9 protein-coding genes are annotated in these 15,635 nt (G+C 61.6%); 6 read left to right on the forward strand and 3 right to left on the reverse strand.

Annotation, left to right across the window (positions count from 1 at the left end; all coding sequences use genetic code 11):
• The 3 genes from EJB06_RS31030 to EJB06_RS31040 all read right to left on the reverse strand — a co-directional run.
• Positions 1-4,523 (reverse strand): non-ribosomal peptide synthetase (locus EJB06_RS31030; RefSeq protein ID WP_229427373.1); only part of this gene is annotated, 4,523 nt, incomplete at its 3' end.
• A 197-nt stretch (positions 4,524-4,720) separates the two neighbouring features.
• Complete coding sequence (ccrA, locus tag EJB06_RS31035) at positions 4,721-6,079, reverse strand: crotonyl-CoA carboxylase/reductase (RefSeq protein WP_229427374.1); 1,359 nt, start codon at positions 6,077-6,079, stop codon at positions 4,721-4,723.
• A gap of 450 nt (positions 6,080-6,529) precedes the next feature.
• Entirely contained in the window at positions 6,530-7,255 is a 726-nt protein-coding gene (locus EJB06_RS31040) for a helix-turn-helix transcriptional regulator (protein ID WP_229427375.1), read from the reverse strand.
• A gap of 372 nt (positions 7,256-7,627) precedes the next feature.
• Here EJB06_RS31040 and EJB06_RS31045 point away from each other — a divergent pair, with 372 nt between their 5' ends.
• The 6 genes from EJB06_RS31045 (at position 7,628) to EJB06_RS31070 (ending at position 15,463) form a co-directional block, all read left to right on the forward strand.
• On the forward strand, positions 7,628-8,194 hold the full coding sequence (locus tag EJB06_RS31045) for an acyl-homoserine-lactone synthase (RefSeq protein WP_126077893.1): 567 nt from the start codon (positions 7,628-7,630) through the stop codon (positions 8,192-8,194).
• Between the two features lie 70 nt (positions 8,195-8,264).
• Positions 8,265-8,654 carry a DUF4902 domain-containing protein gene (locus EJB06_RS31050; protein WP_126077894.1) on the forward strand — a complete coding sequence of 130 codons (390 nt, stop codon included), beginning with the start codon at positions 8,265-8,267 and terminating at the stop codon, positions 8,652-8,654.
• Positions 8,655-8,807: 153 nt separating this feature from the next.
• Positions 8,808-9,197 (forward strand): DUF4902 domain-containing protein, encoded by a 390-nt coding sequence (locus tag EJB06_RS31055; RefSeq protein WP_126077895.1) that lies wholly within the window; start codon positions 8,808-8,810, stop codon positions 9,195-9,197.
• Between the two features lie 146 nt (positions 9,198-9,343).
• Positions 9,344-10,954 (forward strand): MBL fold metallo-hydrolase, encoded by a 1,611-nt coding sequence (locus EJB06_RS31060; RefSeq protein ID WP_126077896.1) that lies wholly within the window; start codon positions 9,344-9,346, stop codon positions 10,952-10,954.
• 284 nt (positions 10,955-11,238) lie between these two features.
• Positions 11,239-14,178: a fused MFS/spermidine synthase gene (locus EJB06_RS31065; protein ID WP_126077897.1), complete on the forward strand. Its 2,940-nt coding sequence runs from the start codon at positions 11,239-11,241 to the stop codon at positions 14,176-14,178.
• 619 nt (positions 14,179-14,797) lie between these two features.
• Positions 14,798-15,463, forward strand: coding sequence for a hypothetical protein (locus EJB06_RS31070; RefSeq protein WP_126077898.1), 666 nt, complete (start codon positions 14,798-14,800; stop codon positions 15,461-15,463).
• Positions 15,464-15,635 lie beyond the last annotated feature (172 nt).

The following is a 15,635-nucleotide window of genomic DNA, read 5'->3' on the forward strand; positions in this document are numbered from 1 at the left end:
CGCTCGTTGAAGCCGTTCAGCACCAGCTCACGCTCGGCAGGCGGCAGCACGTCGAGCGACGACAGCAAGCGCGCGGGATCGTCGGCCAGCGCTTGCGTCAATCCCTGCGCAGCCTGTGCCAGCATGGCCGCCACGCGGGCCGCATCGACACCGTCGCACTGCGACGTGATCGAAAATCCGGTTCCCAGGTCGTTGATCGAGATACCCACAGGATAACTGATCCGCTCCGCCAGCGAGTGCGTGCGAATGCCGTTCCTGACCAGGCGCGCAGCCTGGCCGCCCTGCGCATGGCTGTGGCGATAATTGAGCAAGCTGGTAAACAGCGGCGCCGGCGCCGCCACCGCACTGCATTGCTGCGCGAGGGTGAGCGGCGCCTGTTCGTGTTCCAGCAAATCGGTCAGCTGCCGGTACGCGGCATCGACCGCCTGGCGCACGCTCAGGCCGGCCAGCGACAGCCGCACCGGCAGCGTATTGACGAACATGCCCAGCACCTGGTCGGCGCCATCGGCACCGTGCATGCGCCCCAGCAGCACGCTGCCGAAAACGACGTCCTTGCGCGCACTGGTTTGGCCCAGCACCTGCGCCCATGCGACGTGGAACAGCACCGCCGGCGTGACGCCGCAGCGGCGCGCCATTTCGCGGATGCGCAGCGACAGCGCGTCTTCCAGCGCCAGCGTGGCTTCGCCGGCCTGGGCGCCATTGCCTTGCACGTTCATCAGGCCGAACGGTGCGGTCGGTTCGTCGATATCGCCCAGCTGCCGGCGGAAGTAGTCGGCATGGCGGGCCTCGTCCGCCGCCAGGGTTTGCGCGATAAAGTGACGGTACGGTACCGGCGCCGGCAAGCTGTCCGGCTCGCCCTGCAGGATGGCCTGGATTTCCGCCACGATCAGTTCCTGCGACACATGGTCGCCGATCAGATGGTGATTGAGCAGGGCGAGGTGGCATTCGCCGCTGAGCGGATCGACCGCCACGTACGCCGCCAGCAGGGGCGCGCGCTGCAGGTCCATGCGCAGGCGCGATGGGTCGACCGTGTACAGCAGTTGTTGCAAGGCATCCTGGCCGTCGGCAAGCTCGATCTGTTCGACCGGCAAGGCGGCGTGCCGCAGCACCACCTGTACGGCGTCGCGCAGGCCGCTCCAGATGATGCCGGTGCGCAGGATATCGTGGCGGTCGATCACCGTCTGCAATGCGCCGAGGAAGGCATCGAGGCGGACGCGGCTGTCGACCGTGAGGACCAGGCGCAGCAGGTAGGGGTCGCCCTCGCTGTCGAGCATGTGGTGAAACAGGATGCCCTTCTGCAAAGGCGACAACGGGTAGATGTCGGCAATATTGGCCGCTCCCCCCGCCACGCGCGCGGCGATGGCGTCGATCTCGTCCTGGGTCAGCGCCGCCAGGGGCAGCATGTCGGGCGTGATGGCCTGGCAAGCGTCCGGGATGCGGCGCGTGTCGACGGCCACGCCGGCCTGTGCCGTCGCGAGCAGGCGCGCCAGGCCGGCCGGGGTGGGTGCGGAAAACACGCTGCGCACGTCGGTCTGCCAGCCGCGCTGGCGCAGTTGTTCGATCAGGCTGACCACCAGCAGGGAATGACCGCCCAGCTCGAAGAAATGGTCGTTGCGGCCGACCTGTTCCAGGCCCAGCAGCTGTTGCCAGATCTGCGCGATGGCCGACTCCGCCTCGCCCTGGGGCGCCTCGTAGCGCGAGGTAAGGACCGCCTCCATGTCCGGCGCCGGCAAGGCCTTGCGGTCGATCTTGCCGTTGGTATTGATCGGAAACGCATCGAGCAGCACGAAGGCCGACGGCACCATGTAGTCCGCCAGCGCCTCCGCCATGCGGCTGCGCAGGTCGGCCACCGTCGGCTTGCTGCCGGCCTCGGTGGTCAGGTAGGCCACCAGGCGCTGGCCGGCGCCCACGACTACCAGCGCTTCGCGCACGCCGGGGCAGGCGGCGAGGCGGGTTTCGATCTCGCCCAGTTCGATGCGGTAGCCGCGGATCTTGATCTGGAAATCGTTGCGGCCGAGATATTCGATATTCCCATCAGTTAGCCAGCGCCCCAGGTCGCCGCTCTTGTACAGGCGTCCGCCCGGCTTGAATGGATCGGCAATGAATTTTTCCTGCGTCAATTCCGGACGGTTCAGGTAGCCGCGCGCGACCTGCGCCCCGCCGATGTGGATTTCTCCGCTCATGCCGGGCGCCACCGGGCGGCCGTGCGCATCGAGGAGGTAGACCTGGGTGTTGGCCACCGGGCGCCCGATCGGCACCTCGGCCGCCGGGAGGGCCGAGCCTGCCTCGTAGGCGATGGCGGTGGCGTAAATGGTGGCTTCGGTGGGGCCGTAGGTGTTGATCCAGCGCACGCCGGCGGTGCATGGCGCCGCCATCCAGTGGCGCAGGTGGCGCAGCTCGGCCTTTTCGCCACCGACGATGACCAGGCGCAAGGCCTGTCCGACCGCGATATTGCCGGCTGCCCACTGGTGCCAGAAGGCGGTCGGCAAATCGGTCACGGTGATGCCTTGTTCATCGAGGAACGCGATGAATTCCCGGTCCGGCAGCATCAGGTGCGCAGGTCGCAGGACGATGCAAGCGCCGCCCGCCAGGCCCGGAAAAATCTCGGTGACGGAAGCGTCGAAGCCGATGGAAGCGAACTGGAGCACCCGGTCGCCCGGCCCCATGCCGCACAGTTCGATGTGGGAGGCGAGCAGGTTGACAGCATGGCGATGCTCGACCATGACGCCCTTGGGCAAGCCGGTCGAGCCGGAGGTGTAGATCACGTAAGCCAAGTGCGCGGGCGACAGGCCGGGCACGTCCGGCTTGTGCTCCGGCCGGGATGCCAGCGCAGCCAGCGCTTCCGCACTGTCGAGCACGACCGTCGTGGCGGACGAGGGCGGCAGCTTGTCGCGCAGCGCGGCCTGGGTCAGCACGGCGGCCGGCTGGCAATCGCCGAGCATGAAGGCCAGGCGCTCGGCCGGATAAGCGGGGTCGAGCGGCACGTAGCCGGCGCCCGCCTTGAGGATGCCGAGCAGGCCGACGATCATGTCGATGCTGCGTTCGACGCAGATGGCGACGCGCTGGTCGGCCTGCACGCCCAGCGCGCGCAGATGGTGCGCCAGGCGGTTGGCGCGCCGGTTGAGTTCGGCATAGCTGAGGGTGTCGGCGCCGCACGACAGGGCTGGCGCATCCGGGCTCAGCGCCACCTGCGCTTCGAACATGCTGTGGATGCAGTGCGTATGCGGCAAGCCGCGCTCTGTGGCGTTGAAATCGACCAGCACCTGGCGCAGTTCGGTGTCGCTCAGGAAGGCGAGCTGGTCGATGGCCGTGTCCGGCGCTTGCATAGCGGCATCGAGAATCAGGGCGATGCGGGCCTGGATGGCCTGCACCTGGGCCTCGTCGAAACAGGCGCTGCTGAAGACGAATTCCACCGTCACGTCGGCGCCGGCGTGGTGGTCGCGCAGCACGATGGCCAGCGGCGTGCGTTCCAGCCCATGTTCGAGCGGCACCACGCGGGTGGGTGCGCCGCCAAAACTGTTGTCGCCATTAAAGCTCATGGCCGACAGGGTCAGGTCGAACAGTTGCTCGCGTCCATCGCGGGCGAGCTTCAGCGCACGGTTGAGCTCGGCCACGGGAAAGCGCTGGTGGCGATGGCAGCGCCGCATTTCCGCCGCTACCTCGCCCATCAGCGCGACGAAGGAGGCGCTGCGGTCGACCCGGATCCCGACCGGACTGATCGAGGAAAACATGCCGACCGTCTGTTTCTGGCGCGCGCCGCCACGGTTGTGCACGGGAACGCCGACCACCACCTCGTCGACGTCGGCCATGCGCGCGAAGCAGGCGCCAATCGCCGCCAGCAGCAACTGCGGCATGCTCAGGCCATGCTCTTTGGCAAAGGCGGTGTACGCGTCGTAGCGCGCGCGCGGCAGTTGCCAGTCGAGCTGTCCGCTCGGGGCCGGCCCGCCCTGCCCTGCCGCCGCCAGGCGCGGCGCCAGCAGCGGCGCGGGCAGGCGGGCGAAGCGCTCCAGCCAGAAATCGCGGTCGCGCCCGTAGCGGGCCGACTGCAGGTAGTGCGCATCGTCGGCGACGAACTCGGCATACGAAGGGCCGGCCGGCGCGGCCGGGGCCTGCGCCAGCAAGGCCTGGTAGGCATGGGCGACGGCATGGGCGATGATCGACATGCCGTAGCCGTCGGTCACCAGGTGATGGTAGCGCTGGAACCAGTAGCTGCCGGCCTCGCCCGCCAGCACCAGCTCGGCGCTCCAGGCCAGCCCGTCGAACAGCTTGAACGGCGCGGCAAAGGCGGCGTTCATGTAAGCGCGGGCGCGCGCGTCGGCATCGGGCTGGCCGGAAAAATCGACCACCGGCAGCTCGACATGGACGCTGTCGAGGATGCGCTGGCGCGCCAGGCCGTTTTCTTCGCTGAACAGCAGGCGCAGGGCATCGTTGCCGTTGGCGACGCTGTTGATGGCTTGCGCCAGCAGGAGCGGATCGACCGGACCGGCGATATGCCAGGCCATGCCGATGTTATAGATCGGCAAATCGGGATGCAGGAGCTGGTCCAGAAAGACGAGTTGCTGAACGGAAGACAGCGGAAGCGCTGTATCGTCGCCTGAAACAATCCCTGCGTCTGATGCCGACATAAGATATCTCTTCAAAATGGTGGTTCGAAAGCGCACCGGACGGCGGCCCGGTGCGGTCACTGCGAAGGCCGGCGCGCATCGCCGGCCCGGCGGCGTCAGGCCGGAAGGACCTCGGCCTCCGGGGTTTCGTGGGCGTCATGGGTTTCGTGGACAGCGGGGATCTCGCGGATCGCCTGTGCCGCCTGCGCTTCATGCGCCGCGTCGGGCAATGAGGTTCGCTTGCCGAGGCCGCGGCTGGGCGCCCCGACCAGGATCGCCATGTTGCCCAGTGGATGAACGTTCTCGAACATCATCTGATGGGCAAGCGGCACTTCCTTGAATTCGAAGGTGCGCGACAGGCAGGGATCGACCTTGCCGTCCATGACCAGGTCGTTGAAGCACTTGGCCTGGACATCGTTGGCGAAGTGCGAGCCCTGCAGCCGCTTCTGGCGCGTCCACAGATAGCGCACGTCGACCGTGCCGTTGTAGCCGCTGGTGCCGGCGCAGGTGACCACCATGCCGCCCGAGCTGCACTGGAACAGCGAGGTGGGAATGGTCATTTCGCCGGGATGCTCGAAGACGATGGTGGGGGCGCGCTTTTCGCCCAGCACTTTCCAGAAGGCGCTGCCGAAGGCGCGCACGCCGCTCATCCAGCTGTCGTAGCCGGGCTTGTCTGACCAGTGCGGCAACATGCCCCAGTGGCTGAAATCGTTGCGGTTGATGCAGCCTTTGGCGCCCAGGTCCATGCAGTACTGAAACTTGCTGTTCTCGGACACGACCGCGATGGGAATCGCGCCGACCGAGCGGCAGATCTGGATCGCCATGGAGCCCAGTCCGCCCGCGCCGCCCCAGATCAGCACCGGCTCGCCTTTCTTGACGATGTTGGGCGGAAAGCCGTACAGCATGCGGTAGGCGGTGGCGCCGACCAGCATGTAGGCGGCCGAGGCTTCCCAGCTCAGGTGCTGGGGACGCGGCATGCACTGGTGCGCCTGGACCTTGGTGAACTGGGCGAAGCTGCCCCAGTTGCGGTCGTATCCCCAGATCTTGAAGGTGGGCGAGAACATCGGATCGACGCCGTCCTTGACGACCGGACATTCCGCGTCCCAGGTGCCGCAGTGCATGACGACTTCGTCGCCCACGCGCGGCGTGCGCACGTTCTTGCCGACCTGGTAGACGATGCCCGAGGCGTCGCTGCCGCCGATATGGAAATCGACTTCCTCGCCGGCATTCTGGCGCATGCCGATCACGTCGAGCGGCACGCCCTGCCCGGCCCAGATGTTGTTGTAGTTCACGCCCGCCGCCATGACGTAGACCAGCACCTCGTCAGCGCCGATCTCGGGCACCGGGACTACCTCAAGTTGCATGCTGTCCTTGGGCGGGCCGAAGCGTTCGCGGCGTACCGTGAAGGCATACATGTCGGACGGAACTTCCCCCAGCGGCGGGGCCTCGCCAATCGGATATAGCTTATTTTTCACAATACGTCTCCTCGCCCGCGTGTAGGGGCACAAATGGTTACTCGGGGATGGTGCGCCACGCAGGCGCCGCCCGGACGATGCCGGGAATGGGTGAATCAGTCGGGTGGGGCCGCCGCTGTTGCCGTGGTGGTCGCGACGATCGGGACGGTGATGCTGGATGCAAACATAAGGGGTACCCGTTCAGTTCAGGAGCGGTGCAAGATGATCGGCCTGGCCGGCTGCAATGTCATTCACTGCCACGCTGTCGTGCCTGCGTCATGATGAATTTCATTACGTTCATTAAACGTCATTACGCCGATGGCAATAACTGTAAGGTTTGACAGTCGGGACTGTCGCGGCGCCAAATGCGGCAGCGCGCACGGCCCTGGGATGCGCGCAGGTACGCCGGCGCGGGGCCGGAGCCTGCGCCTGCGTTGGCGAAAAGGAGGAGGAGAAGCGCCTGCTGCGCGCTTACAGCAGGCGCAGCATGGCTGCCTTGACCACGCCGGCGGTCTTGTTGTTGGCGCCGAGTTTTTCGAGCGAATTGGTGATGTGGAAATTGACCGTGCGTTCGGAGATCGCCATGATCTGGCCCACCTCGTTCGAGGTCTTGCCGTCGGCGGTCCAGCGCAGCACTTCGATCTCGCGCGCGGTCAGCAGGATCGGCTGTTCGGCCTTGCGCTTGGCGGCCACCAGGTGGGCCATGCCCTCGTGCGCGATGTGCACCAGCCAGGACATGCGCATCGCGTTCTCGCTCAGTTCGGCTGCGGAAATTTCTTCGTTCGAGCGGGCCAGGGTCAGCATGCCGACCGTGCCGGCCGCGCTGACCGAGGACTGGGCCCAGCCGACCTTCAGGCCGTGCGCGCGGGCATCTTCCCAGAAGGGCCGCTCGGTGTCGAGCATGGCGGTCTCTCCCCAGACCAGGGGCACCACCGATTTGATGCCGTGCGCCACCGTGGGATCGACTGTCAGATAGTTGGCCTCGCCGTAGCGCTGTTGCCAGGCGGTCGGGTAATTGTTGGCCATGAACAGCTTGCGATTCGACAGCGGCAAGGGCATGCGCATGCCGAAGGCACAGTATTCGAAGCCGAGCTCGCGGGCGGCCAGCGCCAGCAGGGTTGCAAAAGCGTCGTCGGTCGACGCTGTCATCAAGGCTTGCGTCTGGGACGCCTGCCATTCCACGAATTTGCTATTCAAACGACGCTCTCAGTCACGATGGTTATCATCCGGGACCTCGCTTACATGCTGACAAGCCAGGTCGTCCGCTTTGCTCTACGGCAGTTGCAAACATGGACACCTGCTGTCGTCTTGTTCGCGTCGCTTACCAACGGTATCCCGAGAAATCTTGCTTCAGGTATGCAATTGGTATGAAATCGTTACGATTAAAAAAAGATACCAGTGGGTCTGGGACTTGTCAAAACAAAAAAATTTTAGATGTGGTAAGGAAGCAAAGTTTTCCCTTGTGGTCAGTTTTCCAGGCCGACTGTAAAACATGACAGTTCCGAAATAGGTCGAAAAAGTATCCAATGGCATCTCGATAATCCGATGCATAAGACCACTGGAGCAGGGATGAATGTTATTACTGGCAAGACCAACGCACTTTCCGACGACTTGCTGTCCAGCGTGGCGCGTTACCGCCACAAGGTCTTCGTCGAGACCCTCGGCTGGGACCTGAAGACCAAGGATGGGCAGGAACTGGACCAGTTCGACCGTCCCGACACCCTGTACCTGGTGGCGCACGACGACGACGGCCGGGTCAACGGCTGCGCGCGTTTGCTGCCGACCAACCGTCCCTACCTGCTGGGCGAAGTGTTTCCGGAATTGATGAATGGCTTGCCGGTGCCGTGCAGCGACGATGTGTGGGAACTTTCCCGCTTTGCGTCGGTCGACTTCAATAACCGCACCATGTCCGCGCTGGCCCAGTTTTCGTCCGGCATCGCCGCGCAGTTGCTGCACGAATCGATCGCCTGCGCCGCGGCGCACGGGGCCAAGCGCCTGATCACGGTGTCGCCGATCGGCATCGAGCGTCTGCTGCGCCGTACCGGCGTGCATGCGCACCGCGCCGGGCCGCCGATGATCATCAACGGCCATCCGATCTTCGCTTGCTGGATCGAAGTCGGTCCGCGCGACGCCTGAGCCCGCTCAATCGGCAGGCGGCGCAGCGCGGCGACGCGGCACGGCCGTCGGCACCAGGAACAAGGGAGGCATGATGTCGGACGCGGATTATATTTGCCTCACGGCGACGCAGTTGCACACCGTCCGCCTGGTGCATTGCATTTCTGGATTGGACGAGGACACGCCGCTGCCGCTCGTCGGCGGGGCGGTGCAAACCACGATCACCGGCTACACCGAGTGGACCGGCGTCGCGGGATCGCTGCTGAGTATCGGATGGGATTGGCAAATGCTGGCCGACCGGCACAGCGTGCTGCTGAAGCGGGTGAGCATGCCGAGCAGTAACGTGATGCTGCACACGGCCTCGCACGCGGCGCTGGGCGCACCGGCCACCACCGGCTTGCTGGCCTCGTTTATCGACGGGGTGGCATGGCAGGATCAGACCTTGCAACATTTGCGGCGCCGCTATGCGGCATCGCCATAAACAGGAGGACGTTCACGCAGCCAGGCCGATCCGGCGCATAATGCCGCCACATGTTCAAATCTGAACAAAGTTGTTACTTTGTTCTCATGACAGTGCGTGGACTATCGACTTGGGTCTCGGCTTGGGTTTCTCTTGACGTTTTTATCAGCACCTATGCTACTACTTTCATGCGACGGATATGTTCGCACTACGCTCGCGCACTTGAAGACGCACACGCTCTCCCATCTGGTATCCGGACTGGATGAGGACGGCCCCCTGCTGTGCGCGGATGGCGCCACGCCGACCGCGATCACCGGCTATGCCGAGTTCGTGGCCGAGGGCCCGCCGGCCCTGACCATCGGCTGGGATTGGCAGATGACGGTGACGGACGGCGCCATCGGCCTGAACCGGGTGAGCGAGCCGCGCAGCAATATCATGCTGCTGGGCGACGATGGCGCGGATCTCGGTCCGCGTGCCAGCGCCATCCTGCTGCAATCGTTGGTGGATGCGTTTCGCTGGCAGGACGAGGTGATCGGCTTCGTCAACCTGCGTTACGCAAAGTAAGCCGCCGGCCGGACCGTTCCGTCCGGCCATCCAGTATCGAGCAAGTGCCGCCTGTTCCCGTCAGCGAGAGGGAGGCCGCGTCACGCCCGAGTTTGCCGGCCAGCCGGCCGGTCCCGCCCTGTGCCTATTTTAGGAGAGAATGAATCGTGTCCACCGTCGTCAATGCGAGCGCCGCGCTCCCTGTATTCCTCAAACCGGACGTCAAGCTCGAGCCGCTGGTCTGCCGCTGGTACGCCTGGTCCTATCTGATCGGACCGGCGCAACTGGCGCTGCACATCACCTACCGCATCCTGCCGCTGCTCGAATCGTTTGCCACCAATCCCGCCGTGCACATCGGCGCCAACAGCGATCCGGAAATGTATGGCGGGCCTTTTGTGAGCCTGGGCGAGGACGACGTCGCCCAGGTCAGGCAGTTGCTGGCCGACACACAGCTCCAGTGCGCCGACCTGATCCGGTTTGCGAAAGAGCTGCGCGGCCTCGACGCCCTGCTGCAGGAAAAGGCGGCCGGATTTTCGCTCAATGAATATTACGGGCAACTGCCGCAGTCGCTGCAGGGCCTGGTCGAACTGCTGTACGACATCCAGCACCGGCCCGGGGTGCGCGTATTCGAATCGCTGCTGTACGAAGCGGACCTGGCGCCGGGCACGCAAGAAATCATGCTGCAGGCCACCGGCGAACAGCAGCGCCACTTCTTCATGAGTACGCCACGAGTGGCGACCCCGGACAGCATCTCCTTCAAGATGTCGTTCAAGGATGCGCGCATCGACGCCCTGGCTTCCATGCGCAGCAAGGCCGCCCCGCTGGACCAGATCGCGCGCCTGCTGGAGGTGGAAGACGCCCGGCGGCCCCTGTTCGACAGCCTGTTCACCAGCCGCGCGCCGGACAGCAAAGGGGCGCAGGACTGGCGCGGCGACGGTGTGCGGATGCGCTACTTCGGGCACGCCTGCGTGCTGTTCCAGACGCGCGACACCACCATCCTGTTCGATCCGTTCGTGAGTATCGAAGACAAGGACGATCACCGCCTGACCATCAATGACTTGCCCGCCGTGATCGATTATGTGGTGATCACGCATTCGCATCAGGATCACTTCAGCGCAGAAATGTTGCTGCAACTGAGGCACCGCATCAAGCGCGTCATCGTGCCGGCCAATAACAGCGGCAATGTCGCCGACCCGTCGATGAAGCTGGTGCTGCGCGAACTCGGCTTCGAGAATGTGGACGTGCTCGATGCGCTGGACCGGGTCGCGGTGCCAGGCGGTCACATTTTAAGCCTGCCCTTCACTGGCGAGCACGCGGACTTGCCGATTTATAGCAAGCATGCCATCGCGCTGGCCCTGGGCGGCAAGAAATTCATGTTCCTGGTGGATTCGGACGGCCGCGATCCGGTGCTGTACGAGCGCATCATGCGCATCGTCGGTCCGGTCGATGCCTTGTTTATCGGCATGGAATGCCATGGAGCGCCCTTGAACTGGCTGTACGAGCCCTTGCTCGGGAAACCGATTGCACGCCGCAATAATGAATCGCGGCGATTGTCGGGCGCCGACTGCGACCGCGCCGCCAGCATCCTGTCCAGGATCACGCCGGCACGCGTGTTCGTGTATGCGATGGGACAGGAACCGTGGATGCAGTACATCATGGGACTGCAGTACAAGCCCGACAGCATCCAGCTGACGGAGTCGGACAAGTTCCTCGCGCTATGCGGCGGCCAAGGCATCCCGGCCGAGCGCCTGTTCGGCAGCAAGGAAATCGTGTTTTAGTTATGTCGGCAAGCGGGGCGGGCACGCCAGCGTGTCCGCCTCGACTGTGCAGACGCCGACGATTTTGTTGTTAATCAGATGAACGGGAAAAAAGATTTGCACCCAGCGCGGTCTTGAGTCCGCTGAAGCCAAGCAGGATGTTTGCGGATAGCCAGCCTGCCCATGAGTGGTCTTCTCCCTATTGCCAAATTGACACACCCTCAAAGAACATCTCGCATAATACCTCAGAGCAAGTGTTACACTGGCCGCCATCTTTTCCCCCGTCTCCTCTTATAGGATAGCTAATGCATCAGCGGCCAATTGCACCACTACAATACGCTCTATTCGCGGCGTTTGCTTTCTCCGGCTTCTCGGGCCTGATTTATGAAGCGATCTGGACCAACTACCTCAAGTTCTTCCTGGGACATGCGGCCTACGCACAGGCATTGGTACTTGCGATGTACATGGGAGGCATGGCCGGTGGCGCCTGGCTGGCAGGTCGCTATATGGACCGCGTCAAAAAGCCGCTGCTGGCGTACGCGGCCGTGGAAATTGCCATCGGCTTATCCGGTTTATTTTTCCATAAGATATTTTTGTCGGCAAACACCTTTGTGTTCGATTCCGTCATCCCCGGGGTGCAGGCACCGCTGGCCGTTGAGCTGATCCGCTGGTGTTTTGCCGGCATCCTGATCCTGCCGCAAACCCTGCTGCTGGGAGCAACCTTTCCGCTGATGTCGGTAGGTATCTTACGTGCCTTTCCCAAAACGCCAGGCAGCTCCATCTCGATGCTCTATTTCACCAACAGCATCGGAGCCGTGGCAGGCGTATTAACCAGTGGTTTTATTCTCGTCAAAGCTGTGGGCCTGCCAGGCACCATCATGACAGCCGCTCTGATCAATGTCGTGCTGGCCATCGCCGTCTATGGCATTCACGGCAAGCTGACACAGTCCAGCCATGTGCCGCAGGCGTCAGTCGCGAGCACACCGCTGCTGCGTCCGATGCTTGTGGTCGCGCTGATCACAGGATTGTCGTCGTTTATTTATGAAATTAGCTGGATCCGCATGCTCAGCGTGGTGCTCGGCGCTTCCACCCATGCATTTGAACTGATGTTGTCGTCATTTATCCTTGGCCTGGCGCTCGGGGGCTTGTGGCTGCGCAAGCGTATCGACAACTATAAGGAACCGCTGGTCGCCTTGGGCGTCATCCAGCTGTTGATGGGCTTGTTTGCACTAAGCACGGTGCTGGGTTACAACGAATTGATGAAGTTCATGAGCGCCTTGTTCCGTGGTCTGCAACCGACCGAAGCGGGTTACCTGATGTTTAACAGCAGCAGCCATCTGCTATCGATGTTTGTAATGCTTCCCACCACATTCATGGCCGGTATGACGCTGCCGCTGATTACCCTGGTACTGTTCCGCGGGGGGGCCGGCGAATCGGCGATCGGTCGCGTTTACGCATTCAATACCTTGGGCGCCATCATGGGGGTCATACTCGCTTCCATGGTCCTGTTGCCGCTTACCGGACTCAAGAACGCAATCATTATCGGCGCGGCACTGGACATGGTCTTGGCAGTGTATCTGCTTGGACGCGGCAGTGCGCACAGAAAATGGCAATTCGCTGCAGTCATCGTCATGATCGTGTCTGCGATCGGGACTTACATTGCACCGGCATTCGATGCGAAATGGATGAGTTCCAGCATTTTCCGCATGGGAAATAAGAATTCCTTGGACGACCTGGAAGTATTAATGCACCGCGATGGCCGCACCGCCACCGTCGATGTCACCCGCAAAAACGGCATGCTGGTGATCGGCACCAATGGAAAGCCGGACGCAAGCTATATGTCGACCAAAGGTGTCGCGCCAACCGCTGACGAACCGACGCAAGTGATGCTGGGCGCCCTGCCGCTGCTGATCAGTCCGCATGCCAAGACAGCCGCGATGATCGGCATGGGGGCAGGCATGAGCGCCGATGTGCTGCTGGCCAGCGACCAGCTTACGCGACTCGACATCGTTGAAATCGAAAGCGCGATGGTCGACGGTGCAAAGCTTTTCGGGAAAGCGTCCTCGCGTGTGTTCAGCGATCCGCGCAGCCACATTCATATCGACGATGCCAAGAGCTTTTTCTCCGCGCACAAAAGCCGTTATGACCTCGTCATCTCGGAACCGTCCGATTCATGGGTCAGCGGTGTATCCAACCTGTTTACCACCGAGTTTTATCAGCGCATGCTCCGCCACCTGTCTCGCGATGGCGTGCTGGTGCAGTGGGTACCGACTTACGGCAATACGCCAATACTGGTTTCCTCGGTTATGCGAGCGCTGGGAGATAATTTCTCAGACTACCGGATCTACGGTTCGACGAACGGCGTGATGGTGATCGTGGCAAAAGTCGAAGGCCAGCTTCCCGAGCTCAGTGCACGAGGCCTGGAGAATCCAGCCCTGGCAGCCGCCATGGCGAGGGTCGGATGGACATCGATCAACGATGTACATAAACACGAAATCGGCCGACGCGAATTCCTGCATCCCGCCTTTACCTTGTCCGGCGCGCCGGTGAATTCGGATTTCTTCCCGTATGTGGATCAGAATGCCCTGCGGGCCAGGATTGTGGGGGGGAATTACAACCACGTCACTAGCTTGCACATGAGCGGCGTTCCTTTGCCTGGCGTGAATTACATGGGAACCGTGATCGAATCGGACAACGAGCTCACCTCGTATTACTCGCCGCGCAAGCAATCGGAACAGGGCCGCGCGGCAGCGCGCTACCTTGCCGGTGGCGCCAGGACCGCCATGCCGTCCCAGTCCGTTTACGGCATGCTGACGGTCCTCCAGACGAAACCTGCGTGTGAGGACGCTGTCGCTCAAGCGGGTTGGCGAGCGGAGTTGCAGTCGCTTGCTGCGATGACACTGCCCAACATCAGCGAGGCAGAAGCAAAGCCGATGATTGCCTACCTGCGCAGCCAACTGTGCGCGTCGAGCCAGGCGGAAACGAACAGGTCTCTGCTTGATCTGATGGAAGCCCTGTCGACTCGCAACCCGATCGCCGTAGAATCCGCAGCGAGAAAAATCGTCGACACCGATAAAATCGAAACCGGAAGTAAGGACTATGCGCTGAACGCTCTGTTTCTTTCGCTTTACCAGCAACAAAAATGGGAAGCGATTCAGCAGCTGGTCAGTGAACTACCGCGCAGTCATTCATTTTTGGCGGCGGTTGTTGCGTCTCATGCCCATATGAATCTTCAGAAAAAGTAGAAGTAAATGGCTGCCCAGGGACGCACATCTCCTTCCTGGGCAGCAGCATTGATGGGGTCATGCGTTCGGAGCGACGGTGCCGTCACAGTCGTTCGTCGAGTACGAGTAGCAGGGATGATATCCACGCCCGAGTTGCAATGAGTTCTGACGTAACACGTGTTGCGCAATTAGTGAATCGCACGCGGCACTTGGCAAAGAATCAAGCACATCGAACGTTTTCCACGGCCATTCTCATAAGCATTGCGCTCAAGCGGACTGTCTGGCTTCGAGGTCCGCATGCGAATCCCTCTGTACAAAATCCACCATCCCTGTTGACGCTGTCAGCTGCCACGCGCCAGCGGAGCGGCGCCCGTATGCGATGCGGCTTTAGCCCGCTGCTGTCAGCTGCCAGGGCCGGATAGCGCAACACCTGCGACAGCCGTTCCGCAATGTGGCTTTGCTGCAAGCATGTTACGGCAAGGTTACTTATGCCAACAGTTGACCGCTGCTAAGCTAGCTTACGCGCAGATAGTCGAAGGCCTCCGAGGCTGACTGCGTCGGCCTTATCCTGTGGACACCTCCCAATTTTCATCGTCCCACTCTCGCGCTCGGCGCTTGTCACCTATCAAGGAGCACGAAGATGAGTTTCAAATTTGACCTGACGTTAGCCTCTTTCCTTGACTCCAAGACTGACCGATGCCTTTTGCTTGGTGATGTTAAACATGGTCAGAAGAGTCTGGAATTTTTGAAAGCCGCTGTCGAGAGGTTGGCACTGGTTCTAACTAAACACCAAGTGCTGATCCTTGTCGAAGGACCTAGGAATGGTGAAATCGTTGAAAATGACCAAAGAAATTTCGCAATTTTAAAGAAGCATGGCGCAGACATAAGAGGCTGTGAAGACGATTTAAGCTTGAGCACGGAGAAAGAAATTAATGCAATTAAAGACAGCAAATTCGTATTAGCGGATGGGCTTGAAAGCATCTACAGGGAAGCGTGCGATAGAGAACAATATTTGCTTGGAAAACGCATCGTAGATGCAAATGAATCTTGGGAAAGACAAATTGCAACAGAGTTAGTTGTTTATGAAAAGGTAATCCTGTGCTGCGGAACAAGTCATCTTCCTGCATTCGCAGGTGCGAAATTCAAAAACAAGCATCAGATGCATAGAGGCTTGATCAACACACCCCACTTCAAATCATTTATTTGCGGCTTCGCAGTGGAATCATCCAACGACCAGCATGGATGGTATGTACCGGAGAAATTTGATAGTCCAGGTAGTTTTGGGAAAGTCAGGACGATTGAATGATAGTCAGTCAGGGACGTCTTATGTCACCTCTTTACCTCAAAAGAATGATTGGCGAAAACCTTGTTCCGCCACCTGGCCATAATCAGGAGAGTACGGGAACAGGACATTCCTCGCTGCGCAAGGCTGGATCAATTTTTGGACGAAAAAAAACCCCGCGGCGCAAAGGCCAACG

The sequence above is a fragment of the Massilia atriviolacea genome, assembly GCF_003953935.1.
Lineage (GTDB): Bacteria > Pseudomonadota > Gammaproteobacteria > Burkholderiales > Burkholderiaceae_D > Telluria_A > Telluria_A atriviolacea.

Coding starts and splice junctions, on each gene's coding strand:
- EJB06_RS31045 (WP_126077893.1), top strand. CDS start 7,628: ATGAATGTTATTACTGGCAAGACCAACGCACTTTCCGACGACTTGCTG.
- EJB06_RS31050 (WP_126077894.1), top strand. CDS start 8,265: ATGATGTCGGACGCGGATTATATTTGCCTCACGGCGACGCAGTTGCAC.
- EJB06_RS31055 (WP_126077895.1), top strand. CDS start 8,808: ATGCTACTACTTTCATGCGACGGATATGTTCGCACTACGCTCGCGCAC.
- EJB06_RS31065 (WP_126077897.1), top strand. CDS start 11,239: ATGCATCAGCGGCCAATTGCACCACTACAATACGCTCTATTCGCGGCG.
- EJB06_RS31070 (WP_126077898.1), top strand. CDS start 14,798: ATGAGTTTCAAATTTGACCTGACGTTAGCCTCTTTCCTTGACTCCAAG.